Here is a 21,170-nt window from a genome sequence, read left to right as displayed (position 1 = left end):
TCTTGATTGTTCGATGGCGGTTCCAAAAGAGGAAGCAAGTAGTATTCGATGCTCCATCAAGAAAGATTTGAAGATCCATGCGCCAGCTTCCACCCGGCACGCGCGCCCTGCGCAGCTTCGAGGCCGCAGGGCGCCACTTGAACTTCACGCGTGCGGCCGACGAACTGGGGCTGACCCCGGCGGCGGTCAGTCACCAGATCAAGGAGATGGAGGAACAGCTGGGCCTCGTCCTCTTCACGCGCAATAGCCGCAGCATGCAGCTCACGCCCGCAGGCAGCGTGCTGCTGGAGGCCACGGCCGAGGCGCTGGGCCTGCTGCGGCGCGCCACCGGCCGGGCGCGCCAGCTGGCCCGGGGCGAGACGCGGCTGCGCCTGTCGCTGGGCGCGCGCTTTGCCACGCAGTGGCTGCTGCCCCGGCTGCCGCGCTTTCGCGCCGCGCATCCGCAGATCGAACTGAGCTTTGACATCAGCGACGAGGTGCGCGACTTCGACGCCGATGACATCGACGCCGCCATCCGCTTCGGCACCGGCCGTGATCCGCACACCCTGGCGGTGCGCCTGTTCGACGCCAGGGTCATCCCCGTCTGCAGCCCCGCCCTGCTGCAGTCCGGCCCGCCGCTGGCCAGCCCCGCCGACCTGCTGGGCCACACGCTGTGCCACGTGGACTGCATGGTGGACGGCCAGGTCTGGCCGAACTGGCCGATGTGGATGGCGGCGGCCGGCGTGGAGGGCCTGGACGCAGGCCGCTGCATCGCATTCACCGACTCCAGCCATGTCGTGCAGGCCGTGCTGGACGGCGGCGCCGTGGGCCTGGTCGAGCAGGACCTGGTGGCCGAAGACCTGGCCCGTGGCCGCCTGGTGCGCCTGTTCGACATCGCCGTGGGCCTGGGCCCGGCCTATGCCTACCACCTGCTGTACCCCCGGCGCAGCCAGGGCCAGCCGGCCATCGAGGCGCTGCGTGCGTGGGTGCTGCAAGAGGCCGGGCTGGCAGGAGACGGGCTGCTGCCCGCCTGAGCCTGCGATTCAGGTGTTCGCAGGCTTGATCCTCTGGAACTGGAACCAGCCCTGGTTGAGAAACAGGGGCAGCAGCGGCACCAGATAAAAGACGATGGCGTCCAGGAAAGGTGACCCCGCGGCCTCCTTGTGCGGCGCACCGCCAAGGAGTGCGTGGATCGCAGCGGGATCGCGCCAGTACATCCCGGCCCAGATCAGCCACAGGCCCAGCATCGCCAAGCCGAGCCAGCCGCGCCAGGCGGACTTCGGCTGGTCGGGTATCAGGGCGGTCGCTGCGTTGTCGAAGCAGAGACTGCTGAACAGGGATACAGCGGCCATGGCACAGGCCGTCAGAGGGATCTGCCACGCACGATATTCGGGGACGATGGCCACCATCGACATGCAAAGTACAGCAGCCAAGAAATGGGGGGATTGTTCCGAGCCCAGCACCATCAGCCGGTAGGGCAGTGCGATTGTGCGGCGCAGCAATGCCAGCGAGAGTACGAGTATTTCCTGCAGGCTCGAACTGCGCCGCTGCTGCTTGCGCAGAACGACCGACTGCCTGAATCCATGCCATGCCTGCTCCATGCGGTCACCGTGCAGCGTGTACGCGATGGCACAGACCAGAAACCAGGTTGCGCCGACCAGGGCTCCGGTCCAGGGCATGCCCTTGAACCATGGCAGGGCCTGCACGGCCAGGGCGCACCACAGCAGCAGAGGCGGCAAGGCCTTGCCAGCCGGGCTGGCGGGCAGCAGCGCCAGCCAGTAGGCAACCAGCACCAGCATCACGGCCACGAAGAGCAGCGGCGTGCTGTCCACCGAGGTGAAGAGCACGGGCCACATGCGGGCCTCCCATATGCCGAAAATGGCCGTCGCCGTCACCATGAGCGCCACGGCAGTCCAGACCATCGCCAGCATCCTGTTGCGGCTGAGTCGCCCCTTCCACAGTGCCGCGTGCTGGGCGTGCTTGACGTGCAGCACCCCGCGGTAGGCGTAGCCGGCCATCACGAACGTGCCATACCCGATGAGGAGCACCGCCATGAGTCGGACCCACCAGGGCTCATGGGCATATTCGCTCCAGGACATCAGCACGGACGAGAGAAAGACCACCAGGGCAGTCCGGAAGGCGCAGCCCATTTCCATGGCGTGGTCGGCAAGTGAATGCAGCGGCGGCTTCGGGACGCCGAGCGCATAGCGCTGCCCCGGGCTGAGTTCGTTCCATAGGCGGGCAAACCGGCTGGGGGCGAGCATCGCCAGCAGGTAGATGCGCCACTTTGCAAGCTGCTGCACCAGTTGCCCGAACAGCGCGATTTGGCCGTAGTACTGCCTGAAGGCAGGATCGGGGTAGAAACGGGATTCCAGTTGGTCCAGTTGCTCCCGCAAGGCGGTGGCGCGGGCATGCCCCATCCATTGCCAGGCGCGGAAATCCGTCTCCCAGGCGAAATACTCCGACAGGGCGCGCGCAAATGCCGGCGGAAGCTCGGGCACCTCGATCACCAACTGCGCAAACCAGTTGCAGGCGTCAGGACGCTGTGACAGGGGCAGCTTGTCCAGCTCCCGCCGCAGATTGGGCCAGCCGTTCAGCAGTGCATCAGGCCCTGCCTGTTTGAGGTAGTTGAGCGTTTCGTGCGCCAGATCCCTGGGCGGGATGAAGGCGGCTTCCTGTGCCTGGGGTTCTGCTGCGTCCGTGTTGCCGGGCAGAGGTTGAGTCCCGGGGCCCGGGACCGGCTCCGACAGCGGTGCAGGCTCTTGTTCCTGCTGCGCAGACCTGGCACTGGATACCTGCTCAACTGCAGCCATGCTCGGCATCTGCGTATCGCCCGTGGCCGGTCGCCTGGCGTGCTGCAGGGCCAGGTCATAGGCCTCGCGCAGTGATTGATAGGCGGCCGCATCGTCATCGGGCCGCGTGTGCTTGAGCCTGGATGCGTAGGCCTTCTTGATGGCCGGCAGGTCGGTCGTGGCTTCAATGCCCAGTACTTGCCAGAAGCTCATAGCACGAAGCCCTTGTCGATGCTGTCCAGGTACTTCCTGAACTCGCCGCGCCACTGGCGGATCTGCTGCTCGTCCTGGCTGTCGAGAATGGCTTCGAAACGCGCCAGCGCGTGACCTATGTCCTGTCGCGCAGGGCCCAGCCTGTCTTCGTACAGCCGCTTGGCCCGGGCGACCAGATAAGCGTTTTCCTGTTTGTCGCGCGGATGGATCTTGAGTGCGCGCAGCTTGAGCAGGGCCTCCTGGATCTGCTCGTCGCTCAGGACATGATCGCTGCGCTTGATCAGCGTGCTGGTGGTCTGGCCGGTTGCCGGAATATGCCCTTCCACTTCGAGCAGACCATTGACGTCATAGGTGAAGCGGATATTGATGCTGATCTCGCCGCGTCCCTTCGCCGGTATCTCGACCTCCAGATCGCCGAGTTTCAGGTTCTCTGTGCCAATGGGTGACTCGCCCTGGCGCACGTCGATGACGATGCGCGTCTGTCCATCCTGAACGGTGCTGTAGGTCTGGACACGCGATACCGGCACCGGCGTATTGCGTTCGATGATGGGTGAAAAGCGGTCGCTGTAATGCCGTCCATCGATATTTTCCGAACTCACGACTCCCAGCGAATAAGGCATCACATCGGTCAACACGATTTCGCTGAGTGCGGCATTGCGTGATTTGAGGCCGGCCTGAATGGCTGCGCCGTGTGCAATCGTTTCATCGGGATGGATGGTGCGCAGCGGCAGTCGGCCGAACAGGCGCGTGACCAACTGGCGGACCATGGGCATGCGGCTGGCGCCCCCGACCAGTACCACTTCATCCAGATTGGCGATGTCCAATTGCGCATCGAGCATGGCGCGTTCCAGCGGCCTGCGCAGTCGCTGCAGCAGGTCTGCGCAGCGGTTTTCATAGTCGGCACGGCTGAGCGTCAATGCATGCGGCGTCTCCTGGTAGGTAAACCGCATTTCAGTCGACTCGCTCTCGCTGAGGTCGCGTTTGGCCTGTTCAGCGGCATGCCAGAGCCCCCCGTCCGAAGACAGGGTCTCCCGCGGAACGCTGCGCAGGGCAGGCGTCTGCTCAATGAACCAATCCACCAATACCTGCGCGAAGTCCTCGCCGCCCAGGCGCGTGTCCCCGGCGCTGGCGCGCACTTCCACCACGCCTTCGAAGTACTCGAGCACGGAAACGTCAAAGGTGCCGCCGCCCAGATCGAACACCAGAAAGGTCGAGTGATCCGGCCTTTCCTGCAGGCCATAGGCGAGGCCGGCTGCCGTGGGCTCGTTGAGCAGCCGTTCCACCTTGATACCTGCCAATTGGCCAGCCGCCTGCGTGGCTTTGCGCTGCACATCGTTGAAATAGGCCGGCACGGTAATGACTGCCTCGGTCACGGGTTCGCCCAGATAGGCTTGCGCATCCGCCACCAGTGCGCCAATGACCAGCGCGCTCAACTCCTCGGCGCGCAGACGCTTGGGCCCCAGCACAACCGTGTGGTCCGTGCCCATCCAGCGTTTGAACGCCATGGCCGATTGTTGGGGATGCGTGGTAACACGTTCCCGGGCCGCCAGGCCCACCAGAATGGCACCATCGTCCGAAATGCTGATGGCCGACGGAGTCAGGAAATGGCCCAGCGAATTGGGTATGAGTTCGGTCTTGCCATCGCGATAAATGCTGATCAGGCTATTGGTGGTGCCCAGATCGATTCCAACTAGCATTGCACTCCCTCTCAATGATGTGGGGAGGCATTTTGTCCGATGTCATAGGCCCCGACTATGGGATTTCGAGGGCTGGGCTGCCGCGATCAAAGAGTGTCGGCAAATCGCATCAACCCGCGCACCACGGCCTGCACGGCCGGGTCTTGCTGCGAGGCGCTGCGGCAGGCCAGACCCAGCGGGCGTGTCAGGGCGGGACTCAGCTCGCGCTGCTGAAGGGTGCGGCTGACGGCGTCCATGGGCTCCTCGCGTGGCAGGACGGTGGGACCGTGGCCTGCGGCGACCAGGGCGCGTATGCCTTCGGGATAACTGATCTCCATGCGCGGCTGGGGCAGCAGGCCGGCCTGGGCAAACCATTGCGACAGCAGGCGGTGCATCTGGGTGCCGGCGGCAAAGCCTATCCAGGGCTGGGCGTTGAGCCATTCGGGCGTGATCTGGTCGGGCAGCGGCATCTGCGGCGGCGCGAACAGCTCCATGGGGTCGTTGCGCCAGGCCAGCACCTCGAGCCCCGCAGCCACGGGCTGGGGCAGACCGACCAGGGCCAGGTCCAGGCTGCCGGCCGCCAGGCGCTGCATGGCCTGGGCCGAGCTCACGACTTCCAGGCGCAGCTCCACGCTTGGTGCGTGCTCGGCCAGCCATTGCAGCAGTTCGGGCAGCAGCAGGGGGCTGACGCCGGCCGAGGCGCCTATGCGCACGCTGGCGCCAAAGCCCTCGGCACGCTTGCGCACCTGGCGCAGCAGGGATTCGCTGTCTGCCAGCAGGCTGCGTCCGCCTTCGGCCAGCAGTTCGCCCGCAGGCGTCAGCTGCGCCTGGCGCTTGCCGCGCACCAGCAGCGGTGTGTCCAGGCGCGCTTCCAGCTCCTGGATGTGCAGGCTGACGGCAGGCGGCGACAGGTGCAGGGCCTGGGCGGCGGCGGCCAGGGTACCCAGGTCGGCCACGGCCACCAGGGTCTGGAGCTGGTCGAGGTTCAGGCGTCGCATCAGGTTTCCTGAAGATAAGGTTCCGAAGATTCGACTTTATCTAATCTGGATGTGAATCCATCATCCCGTCCCGTATCAGGAACGAGGCCATGGAATGGAATTGAGCAACGCGGTGCTGGCCGCGGCCCTGGGGGCCGCGCTGATGAATGCGGGATGGAACAGCGCCATCAAGCTGGGCGGCGACAAGATGGTCGCCATGGCGCTGACCACGGGGCTGGCCAGCCTGTGGTCGCTGCTGGTGCTGCCCTGGCTGGACTGGCGTGCGGCGGCGCTGTGGGATGCATCGGTCTGGGGGTGGCTGGCGGCCTCGGTGGCCGTGCACACCGTCTACCACTTCGTGCTGCCGCGGGCCTACCAGCATGGCGAGTTCGGCGTGGTCTACCCGGTGGCACGCGGCAGTGCGCCGCTGTTCGTGACGCTGGGCGCGGCGCTGCTGGCCGGAGAGTGGCCGGGCGCGACCGGGCTGGCCGGCGTGCTGTGCCTGTCGCTGGGCGTGCTGGCGCTGTCGTTGCGCAGCGGCGCGGCCAGCGGTTATGGCGGCAGCGGCTATGCGCTGGCCACGGGCGCCATGATTGCCTGCTACACGGTCATCGACGGGCTGGGTGCGCGCGCATCCGGCTCCGCGCTGCTCTATGCGGCCCTGCTCACGCTGGGCGATGGCCTGGCCACGGTGCTGATCGTTGCCTGGCGGCGCGGCCCCGCCGTGCTGCGCGCCGATGCACGCACCTGGCGCCTGTGTGCCCTGGCCGCCGCCATGCAGCTGAGCGCCAGCTGGATGGCGACCTGGGCGCTGTCGCAGGCGCCCATGGGGCTTGTGTCTGCACTGCGTGAAAGCAGCGTGCTGTTTGCAGGCTGGATTGCCGCCTGGCTGATGCGCGAGCGCCTGGGCCGCGTGCGCATGCTGGCCTCGGCCCTGGTGTTCGGCGGCATCGTGCTGGTGCGCTGGGGCGGTTGATCCGCCCGGCGCCAACGGCGGCTGCGTGCTCAGCCGTGGCTGATGCGCGTGCCCAGCAGGGACAGGAACTGTGCGATCCAGGCCGGATGGGCCGGCCAGGCGGGGGCGCTGACCAGATTGCCTTCGGTGTGCGCCTGGTCCACGCCGATGTCGGCGTAGGTGCCGCCGGCCAGTTCGACCTCGGCACGGCAGGCCGGGTAGGCCGAGCAGGTGCGGCCCTTGAGCACGCCGGCGCCGGCCAGCAGCTGGGCGCCATGGCAGACGGCGGCCACGGGCTTGTTGTTGTCGAAGAAGTGGCGCACGGCGGCGCGCACGGCATCGTAGTTGCGCAGGTATTCGGGGCCGCGTCCGCCGGGGATCACCAGGGCGTCGTACTGCTCGGGCTTGATGTCGGCGAAGCTGGCGTTGAGCGTGAAGTTGTGGCCGGGCTTTTCGCTGTAGGTCTGGGCGCCCTCGAAATCATGGATGGCCGTCTTGATGTGGTCCCCCGCCTTCTTGTCGGGGCAGACCGCGTGCACCGTGTGTCCCACGGCCTGCAGGGCCTGGAACGGGACCATGGTTTCGTAGTCCTCGCAGTAGTCTCCGCAGATCATCAGAATCTTCTTGCCGGCCATGTGCTTGCTCCTTCGAAAAAAGTCAGAGGGAACAAGCATTGTGGCAGTGTCGGTGACGCCAACGTGACCGGCTGCAGAAACGGGCCCGCGCAATGAAAAAGAGAGCCGAAGCTCTCTTTTGCGGGGACAGGCAGGCTGCAGCTCAGGCCGTCAGGCGCTGCAGCGCTTCGCGGTACTTGGCGGCCGTCTTCTCGGTCACCTCCTGGGGCAGGCGGGGCGCCGGGGCGCTCTTGTCCCAGGGCTTGCCGTTGACCTGGGCCTGCTCCAGCCAGTCGCGCACGAACTGCTTGTCGTAGCTGGGCGGGTTCTCGCCCTTGGCCAGCGCCTGGGCATAGCCTTCCACGGGCCAGTAGCGCGAGCTGTCGGGCGTGAGCACCTCGTCCATCAGCACCAGTTCGCCGTTTTCGTCCAGGCCGAATTCGAACTTGGTGTCGGCAATGATCATGCCCTTTTCGAGGGCGATGGCGGCGGCTTCCTTGTAGATGCGGATGGCTGTATCGCGGATCTGGGAGGCCAGCTTCTCGCCGACCATCTCCACCGTGCGCTCGTAGGTGATGTTCTCGTCATGGTCGCCCATCTCGGCCTTGGCGGCCGGCGTGTAGATGGGCTCGGGCAGCTTGGCGGCGTTGGTCAGGCCTTCGGGCAGGGGAACGCCGCAGACCGAGCGCGATTCCTGGTATTCCTTCCAGCCGCTGCCGGCCAGGTAGCCGCGCACCACGGCCTCGATCAGCACGGGCTTGAGGCGCTTGACCAGCATGGAGCGGCCCGTGACCTGGGGCACTTCGGCGGGCGTGACCACGGATTCGGGCGCTTCGCCGGTCAGGTGGTTGGGGCAGATGTGGCCGAGTTTGTCGAACCAGAACAGCGCCATCTGCGTCAGCAGCTCGCCCTTGCCGGGGATGGGCTCGCCCATGATCACGTCAAAGGCCGAGAGGCGGTCCGAGGCCACCATCAGGATGCGGTCATCGCCCACGGCATAGTTGTCGCGCACCTTGCCGCGCGCGAGCAGCGGCAGCGAGGCAATGTTGGAAGTGTGCAGGGCGGAGGGACGGGACTGGGTGGTCATGTGAGGCAAGGGGCAATCTGGCAAAGAGGCTGCAGGGGCCGGAGGGCTGCAAGCGGCACGCGCAGGAGCGCGATTCTACCCAACGGCGCCTCACGGTGACGGACGGCCTGTGGCCACCCCCACCCCAGGGGCGCAGCCTGGCAAACCCGCCGATTGTGCGCCCAATCGCATGGCGCGCAAAACCCGCCTCCAAGGCCCTGCACCGTCCTGCGCTATCGGCTTGCGGCGTTGCTTTTGACCCGACCCGGGCGCATAGTGGATTCGCAAGCAAACGAATGCGCATTCCGGCCTGCAAGCACCTGTCCCGGCGGATCGTCCCCCGGTGGACCGGGCTGTTTCCATCCAGAGCAAGGAGTGTTTAGATATGAATCTGACGATTAGTGGGCATCACCTGGAGGTCACTCCCTCGCTGCGCAGTTACGTCATGGCCAAGCTCGAACGCATTCTTCGACACTTTGACCAGGTGGTGGATGTCAAGGTCTTGCTGACCGTTCATAACCAGAAGGAGAAGGAAAAGCGCCAACGTGCCGGTTGCACGCTGCGCGTCAAGGGCCAGGATCTCTTTGTCGAAACCTCTCACTTCGACCTTTATGCCGCCGTCGACGCGCTGGCTGACAAGCTGGACCGCCTCGTGGTGCGCTACAAGACCCGCCAGCAGGGCAGCCGCTACGGCACGGCCAAGCGGCTCGATGATGCTGGACTGACCCTGGCGTCAGTCGGGTGACAGGTAAGGCGCCGGCCCTGTGCGGGCGCTTACAATACCTGCGTTTTTGTGGCTGATGTGCCACGCATGACCACCGCCCTTCGGGGCGGTTTTTGATGGGGGTCAGGGTTTCCCCACGGTTTCCGGCACTGCGGTGCATAATTGTTTCCCGAACCATGAACCGTCTTGCCTCCATCCTGCCCGCCGCTCAAGTGCTCGTGAGCGTCGACGTCACCAGCAAAAAGCGCGCTTTCGAAGAAGCAGGTCTGCTATTCGAGAGCCTGCATGGCCTGTCCCGCGCACTCATCACCGACAGCCTCTTCGCGCGTGAACGCCTGGGCTCGACGGGGCTGGGCCATGGCGTGGCCATTCCCCACGGTCGCATCAAGGGGCTGACCGCTCCGATGGCAGCCGTGTTCCAGCTGGACCATCCCATTGGCTTCGATGCGCCCGATGAGCAGCCCGTGGGCCTGCTGATTTTTTTGCTGGTGCCCGAAGCGGCGACGCAAAAGCATCTGGAAATCCTTTCTGAAATCGCCGAACTGCTCAGCGACAGCCAGCTGCGCGAGCGGCTGAAGTCCTGCGGCGATGCGGCCCGGCTGCATGGAATGATTGCCGGCTGGCAGTCTTCCGCCGCCCCGCTGGTCTAGACTTTCGTCTTCCCCTTTTCACGGGCCTTGCCATGAGACCCAGTGCCATCAGCGCCGACGTCCTTTTCGAGGAGTTCCGCTCCAGCCTGCGCTGGGAGTGGGTGGCGGGCCTGGGGGCCTCGGAGCGCCGCTTCGACGAGATGGCCGTGCGCTCGGCGCGCTCGGGCGCCGATCTCGTCGGCTACCTGAACTACATCCATCCCTACCGGCTGCAGGTGCTGGGCGAGCGTGAGATCGCCTATCTGACCAACGCCACGCCGCAGGACTGCCAGCGCCGCGTGGCACGCATCGTCACGCTGGAGCCGCCCGTGCTGGTGCTGGCCGATGGCCAGACGGCGCCCGAGGCGCTGCTGTCCATGTGCGAGCGCGCCCACATTCCCATGTTCGCCACGCGCGAGCAGTCGGCCTTCGTGATCGATGTGCTGCGTGCCTACCTGGCCAAGCATTTCGCCGACCGCACGACCATGCATGGCGTGTTCATGGACATCCTGGGCATGGGCGTGCTGATCACGGGCGAATCGGGCCTGGGCAAGAGCGAGCTGGGGCTGGAGCTGGTGACGCGCGGCAACGGCCTGGTGGCCGACGATGCCGTGGACCTGTACCGCATCAACCAGACCACGATCGAAGGCAAGTGCCCCGAGCTGCTGCAGAACCTGCTGGAGGTGCGCGGCATCGGCCTGCTCGATATCCGCGCCATCTTTGGCGAGACGGCCGTGCGCCGCAAGATGCGTCTCAAGCTCATCGTGCACCTGGTGCGCAAGGAAACCATGGAGCGCGAATACGAGCGGCTGCCAGCCGAGCCGCTGACGCAGGATGTGCTCGGCGTGCCCGTGCGCAAGGTGGTGATCCAGGTGGTGGCGGGCCGCAACATCGCCGTGCTGGTGGAGGCGGCCGTGCGCAATGCCATCTTGCAGCTGCGCGGCATCGACACCTACCAGGAATTCGTGCAGCGCCACCGCCGCGCCATGGAACGCGGCGACACCTTCTAGCGGTCTGCGCCGTCGTGGCGTCCGGCTGCCTGTTGCCGGCGGCCTGTTGCCTGGGCCCCACTGTTTTCCCCGGGATTGTTTGCGGACCGTGCGCCCATGTTTGCGCGCGGTGCGTTGTCGTTGTTTTCTCAAATAAGAATAATTCTCATTTTCTATAATTCGGGCAGATGCCGTATCCGGCCTGTGTCCCGACGGGCTGCGGGCCTGGATGCGGCGCATTTTCTTCCGCCTTGAAAGCCCTCCCGGATGTCCTCTCGTTCCCGCACCGGCCTGCCGCGCGCAGGCGCTGTCAGCCCCTTCGCCCCCGTTTCACCGTTCCACGGCCTGGGCACCATCGCCCGTGTCTGCGCCATGGTTGCCGCTGCCGCTTTGCCCGCCGCCTCCTGGGCGGCCGACGCCGAACTGGGCGAGATCACGGTGCGCAGCACCACCGATCCCCAGGCACTGCCCACCGTGGCGCCGGGCGGCCAGGTGGCCAAGGGCGCGGGCCTGGGCGTGCTGGGCCAGCGCGATGTGATGGATACGCCGTTCAACATCACCTCCTACACGGCCGAAGGCATTGCCGACCAGCACGCGACCACGCTGATGTCGGTGCTGGAAAACGACCCCTCCGTGCGCTTCACCACCAACACCGGCCACGCCTACGAGAACTTCACCATCCGCGGCCTGGGTGTGAATGCCTCGGAACTGGGCTTCAACGGCCTGTACGGCCTGGCGCCCGATGGCCATGTGCCCACCGAGATGATCGAGCGCGTGGAAGTGCTCAAGGGCCCGGGTGCGCTGCTGAGCGGCATGACGCCGGGCGGCGCCGTGGGCGGCACCATCAACCTGGTGACCAAGCGCCCGCTGGCCCGGGACCTCACGCGCGTGACCACCATGCTCAGCAGCTCCTCGCAGCTGGGCCTGCAGGCCGATGTGTCGCGCCGCTTCGGCCCGGAACGCCGCCTGGGCATACGCATCAACGGCAGCACCTCGGGCGGCGATACCGAGATCGACGGCCAGAACCGCCGCCATGGCCTGGGCGCACTGGCGCTCGACTACCAGGGCGACGGATTCACGCTGGGCCTGGATGCCTACAGCTACCGCTCCAACATCCGTGACGGCAGCCCGATGATGGTCAGCATGCAGAACCTCAAGCAGGTGATTGCAGCGCCCGACGCCAAGACCAATCTCTTCCCGGGCATACGTGCCCAGCAGCAAAGCGATGCGCTGATGCTGCGCGGCTCGGTGGACCTGGGGGCGGACTGGACGCTGTTCGGCTCGGTGGGCAGCGGCAAGCATTCCTATGACGGCATGCTCAACGGCACGCGCGTGGTGCTGCGCGCCCAGGGCGACGGCTCGGCCGTGGGTCAGACCTACAACCAGTACGGCTACACCGACAGCATGGCGGCCGAGTTCGGCGTGCGCGGGCGCCTGCGCACGGGCAGCGTGAACCATCTGCTGGTCGCCTCCGTGAACTGGATGAACCAGAAGGGCGGCCGCGCGGCCGTGGCCACCAGCGCCAGCTACATCACCAACATCTACGACCCTGCGCCCATCACGCTGGCCGGCCCCTACGGCGCCATCAAGCAGGAGCGCGACGACGTGCTCAGCAGCCTGGCCCTGGCCGACACGCTGAGCTGGGGTGGCGACACCGTACAGCTCACCGTGGGCGCGCGTCTGCAGCGCGTGAACCAGAAGATGGCGCGCTATGACGAACATGCCATCTCGCCCGCGCTGGGCCTGGTGGTCAAGCCCTGGGGCGATACGGTCTCGCTGTACGCCAACCATGTGCAGGGCCTGAGCGCGGGCTCCATCGTCGGCACCACCTACGCCAATGCCGGCGAAGTGTTCGCGCCCTACAAGACCAAGCAGTTCGAGATCGGCGCCAAGTGGCGCACGGGTGATTTCACGCAGACGGTCTCGCTGTTTCAGATCGAGCGGCCTTCGTCCGTGGTGGAGACTGCGACCAACCGCCTGCTGATGGATGGCGAGCAGCGCAACCGGGGCCTGGAGTGGAATGTGTTCGGCGAGCCGCTGCGCGGCACGCGCGTGCTGGGCGGCCTGGCCTATACGCAGGCCATCCAGAGCAAGACCCAGGGCGGCGCGCGCGACGGCTACGGCGTCTACGGCGTGCCGCGCTGGACGGCCAACCTGGGCGGCGAGTGGGATGTGCCCGCGCTGCCGGGCGCCACGCTCACCGGCCGCCTGATCTACACGGGCGCGCAATGGGTGAATTCGGCCAACACGCTGAAGATGCCCAGCTGGACCCGCGTGGACGTGGGCGCGCGCTATGCCACCCGCATCGCGGCCAAACCCGTCACCTTCCGCGCCACGGTGGAGAACCTGTTCGACAAGTCCTACTGGGCCGGCAGTTTCAACGACAACTTCGCCACCACGGGCGGCCCGCGCACGGTGCGTGTCTCGGCCACGGTGGACTTCTGACGCCATGGCACAAGCTGCACGACAAGGCCTGTGCCTGGCCGCCTCGCTGCTGTGCCTGCTGGGCGCAGCCGTCCATGCCGCTGAAGACATGACGGCAGCCGCATCACGGCAGGCCCTGGCCGCACGGTCGGGCACGCTGGCGCCGGGCCAGGCGGCCACAGGGGTCCTGGCTGCCGGTGGGCGCGAGTCCTGGCGCGTCGATCTGCCCGCCGGCCACGTGGTCCAGGGTGAATTCGAGGGGCAGGGCGTGGCCCTGGACCTGGAGGATGTCCAGGGCCGGCACCTGCGCCGCCTGGCGCGGGCCGATGGCGGCGCGCAGTCGCTGATGTGGGTCACGGAGGGAGCCGGACGGCAGCGGCTGGTGGCCAGGCGTGTGGCCCTGGCTGACCCCCGTTCCGGCGGTGAGGCGCAAGAAGCGGGGCGCTTCGCGCTGCGGCTGACCTCCAGCCTGGCGCCTGCCGGCAACAAGGCCTCGGCCACCTCCGAGCCTCCGGCACTGCAAAGCCCGCGGCTGCGGGCTCTGGCGCAGGCAATCCAGCGCGGCGCGGGGGCTGGTGTGGCTGCCGACGCCTTCTGGCGGCGCGTGCAGGAGGAAGGAACACCCATGGTCGAGCCTCTGTCCGAGGGGCACTCCCTGGTCACCTTCCTGTGGCGCGGCCAGCCGCGTGCGGGCATGCAGGGCGTGCGCCTGTTCGGCAGCCCGGCCGGCAACCATGATCCGCTGCAGCATCTGCCCGGCAGCGATGTCTGGTGGGCCAGCTTCCGCATGGCGGACAACGCCAGGCTCAGCTACCGGCTGGCGCCCGATGTGCCGCTGATCGAAGGCTCGGCCATGGAGCAGCGCCGCGCTCTGCTGGCCACGGCGCAGCGCGATCCGCTCAATCCCAAGACCTTCCCGCAGCCGCCCGAGGGCGGCTTCATCGATGTCTTCCAGGGCGCCTCCGTGCTGGAGCTGCCCAAGGCGCCGCCCCAGCCCTGGGTGGTGCCGCGCGCGGGCGTGGCCCAGGGGGCGCTGGTGCAGCACCGCCTGTCCAGCCGCGTGCTGGGCAGCAGCCGCGATGTCTGGACCTACCGCCCGGCGGGCGGCCAGGCGCCCGAGGCGCTGCTGGTGCTGTTCGACGGCAATGCCTATGCAAAGCAGGTGTCCACGCCCACCCTCATCGACAACCTCATGGCCGACGGCCTTATCCCGCCCACGGCCGTGGTCCTGGTGGACAACGCCAGCCCGCAGGCACGCGGCAGGGAATTGCCGCCCAACACCGCCTTCGCGCGCTTTCTGGATGAGGAGCTGATGCCCTGGGTGGGGGAGCAGGGCCTGGGCCAGCCTGCGGCGCGCACGGTGATCGGCGGCTCCAGCTTCGGCGGCCTGGCCTCGGCCTATGCGGGCCTGGTCAATGCGCGCTGGTTCGGCAATGTGCTGAGCATGTCGGGATCGTTCTGGTGGTCGCCGGCCGGCGAGGTGCCGGGCTGGGTGCAGCGCCGCTATGCCCAGGAGCCGCGCCAGCCCGTGCGTTTCTATCTGGATGCAGGCCGCTACGAGCGTGCACGCGGCGGGCAGGACGGCATCTTGGAAACCAACCGCCACCTGGCCGACGTGCTGCGCGCCAAGGGCTACGAGGTCACGCAGGCCGAGCATGAAACCAGCCATGACTACCTGCAATGGCAGGGATCGCTGGCCTGCGGCCTGGTGGCCCTGCTCAACCCCGGGCGCTTTGCCCAGGGCCTGCCGGCCTGCGAGCGCACGCCGGACAGCACGCCCGCACTTCCCTGAGGCCGCCAAGGCCAATGTTTGAACTTCCTGGCGATACAGCAATCATTGAAAGAATGAACACCTTGAATGCAAATCATTCCCGGCGCCACATCCTGGCGACGATGGGCCAGGGCGCGGGCATGCTGGTCACGCTGCCTCTGGCACTGTCCATGGCCCATGCGCAGACGGCAGCGGTCGGCAAGACCGTGACCGTGCCGCACGCCAAGGGCGAGGTCCAGGTGCCCTTCAAGCCCGTGCGCGTGCTGGTGTTCGAGCTGGCGGCGCTGGACACGCTGCAGGCGCTGGGCGGCGAGGTGCGTGGCGTGCCCGAGTTCAAGATGCCGCCGCTGCTGGCCCGCTATGCCGATGCGAAATACGCACGCATCGGCAGCCTGTTCGAGCCCGACTACGAGGCCGTCAAGGCGCTGTCGCCCGACCTCATCATCGTGGGCGGCCGCTCCGAGGCCAAGTACAAGGAGCTGTCGCGCTTCGCCCCCGTGCTGGACCTGAGCGTCAGCGACCAGCACCAGATGGCCGATATCTACCGCAACATCCGCACGCTGGGCGCCGTCTACGGCCTGCAGGACAAGGCCGAGGCCGAGGTCCGGGCCGTGGAGCAGGCCATCGCCGCGCTGCATGGCAAGGCGCAGAACGCGGGCAAGGGGCTGGTGCTGCTGACCTCGGGCGGCAAGCTCAGCGCCTACGGTCCGGGCTCGCGCTTCGGCATGCTGCACGATGTGTTCGGCGTGAAGCCGGCCATCGACAACCTGACGGTGGCGCGCCATGGGCAGGTGGTCTCCTTCGAGTTCCTGCTCAAGACCAATCCCGACTGGCTGTTCGTCATCGACCGCGACGTGGCCATCGGCCAGGATGGCAAGACCGCCCAGCAACTGCTGGACAACCCGCTGGTGCGCGCCACCAAGGCCTGGCGCGGCAAGCAGGTGGTCTATCTGAACGCAGCCAACTGGTACACCCTGTCCAACGCCGGGCCGGGCGCGCTGAAGGCCAATATCCAGCAGCTGTCGGATGCCTTTGCCCGCACATGACGCCAAAGCGTTGAGCCCGCCTGTCGCCACCGCGCACGCCGTGCCCATGTCACGCCCCTCTCGCCAGGCCCTTGCCTGGCTTTTCGCGCTGGGCCTGCTGCTGGCGCTGTCGCTGGCCAGCCTGATGGTGGGCGCGGGCGACATGCACTGGAGCGTGCTGTGGTCGCGCAGCGAGGACGACCTGGCCAGCCAGGTGCTGGTCTACAGCCGCGTGCCGCGCACCCTGGCCCTGTTGCTGGCCGGCGCGTCCATGGCGGTCTGCGGACTGCTCATGCAGATGCTGGCGCGCAACCACTTCGTGGAGCCTTCCACCGTGGGCACGGTGGAGTCGGCCAGCCTGGGCATGCTGGCTGCGTTCCTCTGGGTGCCGCACTGGCCGGTGATGGCCAAGATGGGAATTTCGGCCGTGGCGGCACTGCTGGGCACGGCGCTGTTCCTGGCCGTGCTCTCGCGCATCCGGCTGCGCTCGTCGTGGATGGTGCCCCTGGTCGGCCTGGTGCTGGCCGGCGTGCTGGAGGCAGCCGCCAGCTTTCTGGCGCTGCAGTTCGACATGATGCAGGCGCTCAAGTCCTGGTCCAACGGCGATTTCTCGCTGGTGGTTCAGGGCCGCTACGAGTTGCTGTGGTTGTCGCTGGGTGTCACCGCCCTGGCCTGCCTGGCGGCCGACCGCTTCACCGTCGCCGGCCTGGGCGAGAGCTTTGCCACCAATCTGGGCCTGAACTACCGGCGCCTGGTCTGGCAGGGGCTGGTGGTGGTAGCCGTGGCCACTTCCGCCGTGGTGGTCACGGCCGGCAGCCTTCCCTTTGTGGGACTGATCGTGCCCAACGTGGTGCGCCTGGTCCTGGGTGACAACGTCCGCCGCAGCGTGCTGTGGGTGGCGCTGATCGGCGCGGGCCTGACCCTGCTGTGCGATCTGGTCGGGCGCATGCTGATCGCGCCCTATGAAATCCCCGTGGGCACCGTGCTGGGCGTGCTGGGCAGTGCCTTGTTCCTGGCGCTCATCCTGCGCCGCCGCAAGGACCGAGCATGAGCAGCCTGCCGCAATCCGTTGCTTGCGCCGATCCGTCTGCGCGCAGTTGGGGCCGGGGCCGACGCCTGGCGCTGCTGGGAGGGCTGGCGCTGCTGTGCCTGCTGGCCTTCATGACCGTGGGCGTCAGGACCGACTGGGCCTTCGTGCTGGAGCACCGGGGCGCCAAGGTGCTGACCATGGCGCTGGTGGCCTGCGCCATCGGCCTGTCCACCGTGGTGTTCCAGACCGTGTCGCACAACACCATCCTCACGCCTTCGGTGATGGGGCTGGATGCGTTGTACCTGTTCGTGCAGGCGGCCATGGTGCTGATGTTGGGCGCGGCAGGCGTGTCCGCCATGGGCGAGGTCGGGCGCTATGCGCTCAACATCGTGCTGATGGTGGGCTTCAGCGTGCTGCTGATGCGCTGGCTCTTCGTGGGCCATGCCAGCAGCCTGCACCTGATGCTGCTGGTGGGCATGGTGGGCGGCATCTTCTTTCGCAGCCTGGCGGGGCTGGCCATGCGCGTGCTCGATCCCAATGAGTTCACGGCGCTGCAGGACCGCATGTTCGCCAATTTCAACGCGGTGAACCTGCAGCTGCTGGTGCCGTCGCTGCTGCTGATCGCGCTGGGCAGCGCCTGGATCTGGCGCCAGCGCCACGTGCTGGACGTGATCTCGCTGGGGCGCGATGCCGCCATCGGCCTGGGCCTGGACTACGATGGCCGCGTGCTGCGGCTGCTGGCCGTGGTGGCCTGCATGGTGGCCGTGTCCACGGCCCTGGTCGGGCCTGTCATCTTCTTCGGCCTGCTGGTCAGCAACATGGCGTATCACGCCATGGGCACGCGCCGCCATGCCTGGGTGCTGCCTGCGGCCGTGCTCTGGGGCTGCGTGCTGCTCATGGGCGGCCAGGTGCTGCTGGAGCAGCTTTTTCAATTCAATACCGTGCTGAGCATCGTGGTGGAGTTCCTGGGTGGAATCGTCTTCATCGTGCTGCTCATGCGCAAGGGGACCCAATGATCGAGGTGCGTGATCTGCTCAAGCGCCATGGCGGCACGACCGTGCTGCAGGAGCTCAACTTCAACGTGCCCGAGCGGGCGCTGACGGCCATCATCGGCCCCAACGGGGCCGGCAAATCCACGCTGCTGTCCCTGGTCAGCCGCCTCATGCCGATCACGGAAGGCCAGGTGCTGGTGGCTGGCCGCGACGTGGCCACCACGCCCACCGAGGCGCTGGCGCGCATCATGGCCATCCTGCGCCAGGACAACCAGAGCGCGCTGCGCCTGACGGTGCGCGACCTGGTGGGCTTTGGCCGCTTTCCGCACAGCAAGGGCCGGCTGGGCCCCGAGGACGTGCGCCATGTGGACGAGGCGCTGGAGTACCTGCAGCTCACGCCGCTGGCCGAGCGCTTTCTCGACGAGTTGTCAGGCGGCCAGCGCCAGCGCGCCTACATCGCCATGGTGCTGTGCCAGGACACGCCTTTCATCCTGCTGGACGAGCCGCTGAACAACCTGGACATGGCCCACGCCGTCAGCATGATGGGCCTGCTGCGCCGTGCCGTCACCGAGCGCGGCAAGACCGTGGTCATGGTGCTGCACGACATCAACTTCGCCTCCTGCTACGCCGACCACATCATCGCGCTCAAGGACGGCCGCCTGGCCGTGGCGGGCACGCCGGCCGAGGTCGTGCAGGACGAGGTCCTCAGCAGCCTCTACGGCATCCCCGTCAGCGTGCACGAGGTCAAGGGCCGCAGGCTTTGCCATTACTTTGGTTGAACATGCGGTGTTTCGGGCTTGGCGCGGCCTGAGGCGAGGGACACCAAGCAAGGGCCTAAGCCGGCCGCTCAGGGGGTGCTTTTCTTCTTCAACAGCATGGAGTCGCCATAGCTGAAGAAGCGGTACTCCTGCGCGATCGCATGGCGGTACAGCGCCATCACCTGCTCGTAGCCGGCGAAGGCGCTGACCAGCATCATCAGCGTGCTCTTGGGCAGGTGGAAGTTGGTGATCAGCAGATCGACCACCTGGTACTCGAAGCCCGGTGTGATGAAGATGCGCGTATCGCCTGAGAAGTTGCCCGTCTGGGCCCAGGACTCCAGCGTGCGCACCGTGGTCGTGCCCACGGCGATGATGCGGCCGCCGCGCTGGCGGCAGCGTTCCAGCGCGGCCAGGGTGGCCAGCGGGATTTCGTACCACTCGCTGTGCATCTGGTGGTCGGCCAGGTTCTCGGTCTTCACGGGCTGGAAGGTGCCGGCGCCCACGTGCAGCGTGACGCTGGCGCGTTCGATGCCGCGCTCGGCCAGGCGGGCCAGCACGGCGTCGTCGAAGTGCAGTGCGGCCGTGGGCGCGGCCACGGCGCCGGGGCGGGCCGCGAAGACGGTCTGGTAGCGCTCGCTGTCTTCGGCGGCATCGGGGTCGTTGCCGGTTTCCTGGTGGCGCTCGATGTAGGGCGGCAGCGGCAGATGGCCGAAGCGCTCCATCAGCTCATGGGGCGTCTCGCCGCGCGGGCCTTCAAAGCTCAGGTGGAACAGCGGGCCGTTCTCGTCGGGCCAGCGGCCACGCAGCACGGCGTCGAAGCCGCCACCGTTCTTGCCGCCGCACAGGTGGATGCTCGAGCCGGGCAGGGGCTTCTTGCTGACGCGCATGTGGGCCACGACGTCGTTGCCTTCCAGTACGCGCTCGACCAGCAGCTCCAGCCGGCCGCCGCTGGCCTTCTCGCCGAAGATGCGCGCCTTGATCACGCGCGTGTCGTTGAACACCAGCAGGTCGCCGGGCTGCAGCAGATCGGGCAGCTCGTGGAAGATGCGGTCGGTGGGCGGGTTGGCATCGTCGCGGCCGTCGAGCAGGCGCGAGGCACTGCGCTGGGCGGCAGGATGCTGGGCAATCAGCTTCTCGGGAAGCTCGAAGTCGAAATCGCTGAGCGAGAACACACGGGACAGGGAGGACATGCAGTGCTTGAGGGCCGGACATGGCCCGTTCCAAGTTCGTTGAACGGAAGCTGGCAATTGTCGCAAACCCTGGGGTCATCCCCGGAATTGCCGGCGATCACCTGGCCATGGCGGCCTGGGGCTGGCGCTCGAACTCCAGCCACAGCGATTCCAGATCGGGGAAGTCCCAGTCCGCAGGGTCTTCGCGCGCGATGATGCGGTCGTTGCCCTGGCTTTCGGACAGGTCCTCGATCTCCGGCGTGATGCGGCAGGACTGGCGCAGCGAATAGAAGACCTTGACGCGCGGCGCCAGCAGGCTGGCCGGCGAGGCATCGACCACCACCGCCAGACGCTGCGAATGCAGGCGCACCAGCGAGCCCAGCGGGTAGATGCCCACGGTCTGCACGAACTGCTCGAACAGCCGCTTGTCGAAATGGCGCGGACTCCACTCGGCCATGCGACGCAGCGCCTCCGAAGGCGGCCAGCCCTTCTTGTAGGGCCGGTCCGAGGTGATGGCATCGTAGACGTCGCAGATCGCCGTCATGCGCGCCAGCAGGCCGATGTCGCCCTGCTGCAGCCCGTCGGGGTAGCCGCTGCCGTCCACCTTTTCATGGTGGTGCAGGCAGGCATCGATGACCTCGTCGTCCAGGCCCAGCGGGCGCAGCAGCTGCTCGCCGTGGCGTGGATGGGCGCGCATCAGCGCCCATTCGGCGTCGTCCAGCGGGCCGGGCTTGTTGAGCACGGTCACCGGAATGGCGGTCTTGCCCAGATCGTGCATGAGGCCGGCCATGCCGGCCTTGCGCAGGCTGTGGTCGTCCAGGCCCATGCGCTTGGCCAGGGCCACCATCAGCGCGCACACGGCCAGGCTGTGCATGTAGGTGTAGTCGTCGGCGGTCTTCAGGCGGGCCAGGCCGATCAGCGCATGGGGATTGCGTGCCACGGAGGCCGTCACATCGTCCACCAGCTGTCCGGCGGCCGAGGCGTCCACGGGCCGGCCCAGCCGCGCATCGCTGAACAGGCGGCTCAGCAATTGCCTGGCCTGGGCGCAGGTCTGGGCCGCGCGGCGCAGCTCGGTGGCGGTGGAGATGGGGGCCGTGCTCTGCTCGGACGCAGGGCGGGCGTTGTCGGGGATCTGGTGGCGAAGCTCGTCCTGCGGGTCGAAGCGCAGGCAGGGCACCTGCACGCCCACGTCCAGGCCTTTGCGCACATCGATCCAGACCTCCTGGATGGAGGTGGCGCGCAGACGCTGGAGATCGGCCTCGGAGCGAAGCAGGAAACGGGTTCGCCAAAAGGGATGCTCCATCCAGGAGCCGCAGAACTCGTGCAGGAACATGCCCAGAGTGACATGCTGGACATTGATACGCTTCAACATGGCATTCGGTGGCGG

General features: G+C 67.2%; 18 protein-coding genes. 11 read left to right on the top strand and 7 right to left on the bottom strand.

Annotated elements, in window-relative coordinates; translation table 11 throughout:
• The first annotated feature begins 77 nt into the window (after positions 1–77).
• Positions 78–1,013 (top strand): LysR substrate-binding domain-containing protein, encoded by a 936-nt coding sequence (locus G4D77_RS13970; RefSeq protein ID WP_047217899.1) that lies wholly within the window; start codon positions 78–80, stop codon positions 1,011–1,013.
• A 9-nt stretch (positions 1,014–1,022) separates the two neighbouring features.
• On the opposite strand, the gene G4D77_RS13965 is transcribed toward G4D77_RS13970, so the two are convergent.
• The 3 genes from G4D77_RS13965 to G4D77_RS13955 form a co-directional block, all read right to left on the bottom strand.
• The gene (locus G4D77_RS13965; RefSeq protein ID WP_411527991.1) at positions 1,023–3,038 is read right to left on the bottom strand and encodes a J domain-containing protein; all 2,016 of its coding nucleotides are present in this window, start codon (positions 3,036–3,038) and stop codon (positions 1,023–1,025) included.
• Positions 2,981–4,681: a molecular chaperone HscC gene (locus G4D77_RS13960; protein ID WP_016449136.1), complete on the bottom strand. Its 1,701-nt coding sequence runs from the start codon at positions 4,679–4,681 to the stop codon at positions 2,981–2,983. The genes G4D77_RS13965 and G4D77_RS13960 overlap by 58 nt, the downstream gene beginning before the upstream one ends.
• Positions 4,682–4,767: 86 nt before the next feature.
• Positions 4,768–5,658 (bottom strand): LysR family transcriptional regulator, encoded by an 891-nt coding sequence (locus G4D77_RS13955; protein ID WP_154836030.1) that lies wholly within the window; start codon positions 5,656–5,658, stop codon positions 4,768–4,770.
• Positions 5,659–5,752: 94 nt separating this feature from the next.
• Here G4D77_RS13955 and G4D77_RS13950 point away from each other — a divergent pair, with 94 nt between their 5' ends.
• On the top strand, positions 5,753–6,613 hold the full coding sequence (locus G4D77_RS13950; RefSeq protein ID WP_154836028.1) for a DMT family transporter: 861 nt from the start codon (positions 5,753–5,755) through the stop codon (positions 6,611–6,613).
• 29 nt (positions 6,614–6,642) lie between these two features.
• Here the strand turns inward: G4D77_RS13950 and G4D77_RS13945 are convergent, their stop codons facing one another.
• Positions 6,643–7,227 carry a DJ-1/PfpI family protein gene (locus G4D77_RS13945; protein WP_016449139.1) on the bottom strand — a complete coding sequence of 195 codons (585 nt, stop codon included), beginning with the start codon at positions 7,225–7,227 and terminating at the stop codon, positions 6,643–6,645.
• Between the two features lie 142 nt (positions 7,228–7,369).
• The gene (locus G4D77_RS13940; RefSeq protein WP_016449140.1) at positions 7,370–8,293 is read right to left on the bottom strand and encodes a phosphoribosylaminoimidazolesuccinocarboxamide synthase; all 924 of its coding nucleotides are present in this window, start codon (positions 8,291–8,293) and stop codon (positions 7,370–7,372) included.
• A gap of 364 nt (positions 8,294–8,657) precedes the next feature.
• Between G4D77_RS13940 and hpf the strand changes: the two genes are divergently transcribed.
• From hpf to G4D77_RS13895, 9 genes are all read left to right on the top strand, one after another.
• Positions 8,658–9,017 (top strand): ribosome hibernation-promoting factor, HPF/YfiA family, encoded by a 360-nt coding sequence (gene hpf / locus G4D77_RS13935; RefSeq protein WP_016449141.1) that lies wholly within the window; start codon positions 8,658–8,660, stop codon positions 9,015–9,017.
• A 155-nt stretch (positions 9,018–9,172) separates the two neighbouring features.
• Positions 9,173–9,646: a PTS sugar transporter subunit IIA gene (locus G4D77_RS13930; protein WP_016452020.1), complete on the top strand. Its 474-nt coding sequence runs from the start codon at positions 9,173–9,175 to the stop codon at positions 9,644–9,646.
• A 32-nt stretch (positions 9,647–9,678) separates the two neighbouring features.
• On the top strand, positions 9,679–10,635 hold the full coding sequence (gene hprK / locus G4D77_RS13925; protein ID WP_016449143.1) for an HPr(Ser) kinase/phosphatase: 957 nt from the start codon (positions 9,679–9,681) through the stop codon (positions 10,633–10,635).
• A 246-nt stretch (positions 10,636–10,881) separates the two neighbouring features.
• Positions 10,882–13,059 (top strand): TonB-dependent receptor, encoded by a 2,178-nt coding sequence (locus G4D77_RS13920; protein ID WP_154836026.1) that lies wholly within the window; start codon positions 10,882–10,884, stop codon positions 13,057–13,059.
• 4 nt (positions 13,060–13,063) lie between these two features.
• Positions 13,064–14,830, top strand: a complete 1,767-nt coding sequence (locus tag G4D77_RS13915) for an enterochelin esterase domain-containing protein (RefSeq protein ID WP_154836024.1) — start codon at positions 13,064–13,066, stop codon at positions 14,828–14,830.
• A gap of 53 nt (positions 14,831–14,883) precedes the next feature.
• Entirely contained in the window at positions 14,884–15,855 is a 972-nt protein-coding gene (locus G4D77_RS13910; RefSeq protein WP_349303797.1) for a siderophore ABC transporter substrate-binding protein, read from the top strand.
• 46 nt (positions 15,856–15,901) lie between these two features.
• Positions 15,902–16,885, top strand: coding sequence for an ABC transporter permease (locus G4D77_RS13905; protein WP_016452016.1), 984 nt, complete (start codon positions 15,902–15,904; stop codon positions 16,883–16,885).
• Entirely contained in the window at positions 16,882–17,880 is a 999-nt protein-coding gene (locus G4D77_RS13900) for an iron chelate uptake ABC transporter family permease subunit (protein WP_016449148.1), read from the top strand. The genes G4D77_RS13905 and G4D77_RS13900 overlap by 4 nt, the downstream gene beginning before the upstream one ends.
• Positions 17,877–18,635, top strand: coding sequence for an iron ABC transporter ATP-binding protein (locus tag G4D77_RS13895; RefSeq protein ID WP_154836022.1), 759 nt, complete (start codon positions 17,877–17,879; stop codon positions 18,633–18,635). Before G4D77_RS13900 ends, G4D77_RS13895 begins: the two co-directional genes overlap by 4 nt.
• 68 nt (positions 18,636–18,703) lie before the next feature.
• Here G4D77_RS13895 and queA read toward each other — a convergent pair whose 3' ends face one another.
• Together queA and G4D77_RS13885 are read right to left on the bottom strand one after the other, a co-directional pair.
• Positions 18,704–19,804 carry a tRNA preQ1(34) S-adenosylmethionine ribosyltransferase-isomerase QueA gene (queA, locus tag G4D77_RS13890; protein WP_154836020.1) on the bottom strand — a complete coding sequence of 367 codons (1,101 nt, stop codon included), beginning with the start codon at positions 19,802–19,804 and terminating at the stop codon, positions 18,704–18,706.
• Positions 19,805–19,901: 97 nt separating this feature from the next.
• A complete protein-coding gene (locus tag G4D77_RS13885; RefSeq protein WP_016449151.1) occupies positions 19,902–21,155 on the bottom strand; it encodes an HD-GYP domain-containing protein in 1,254 nt (417 codons plus the stop codon).
• Positions 21,156–21,170: the final 15 nt, after the last annotated feature.

It is taken from the genome of Delftia sp. WY8 (genome assembly GCF_018437695.1).
Taxonomy (GTDB): domain Bacteria; phylum Pseudomonadota; class Gammaproteobacteria; order Burkholderiales; family Burkholderiaceae_C; genus Comamonas; species Comamonas tsuruhatensis.
Note: the sequence above shows the minus strand (reverse complement) of the source record. Positions and strands in the feature narration are given on the sequence as shown.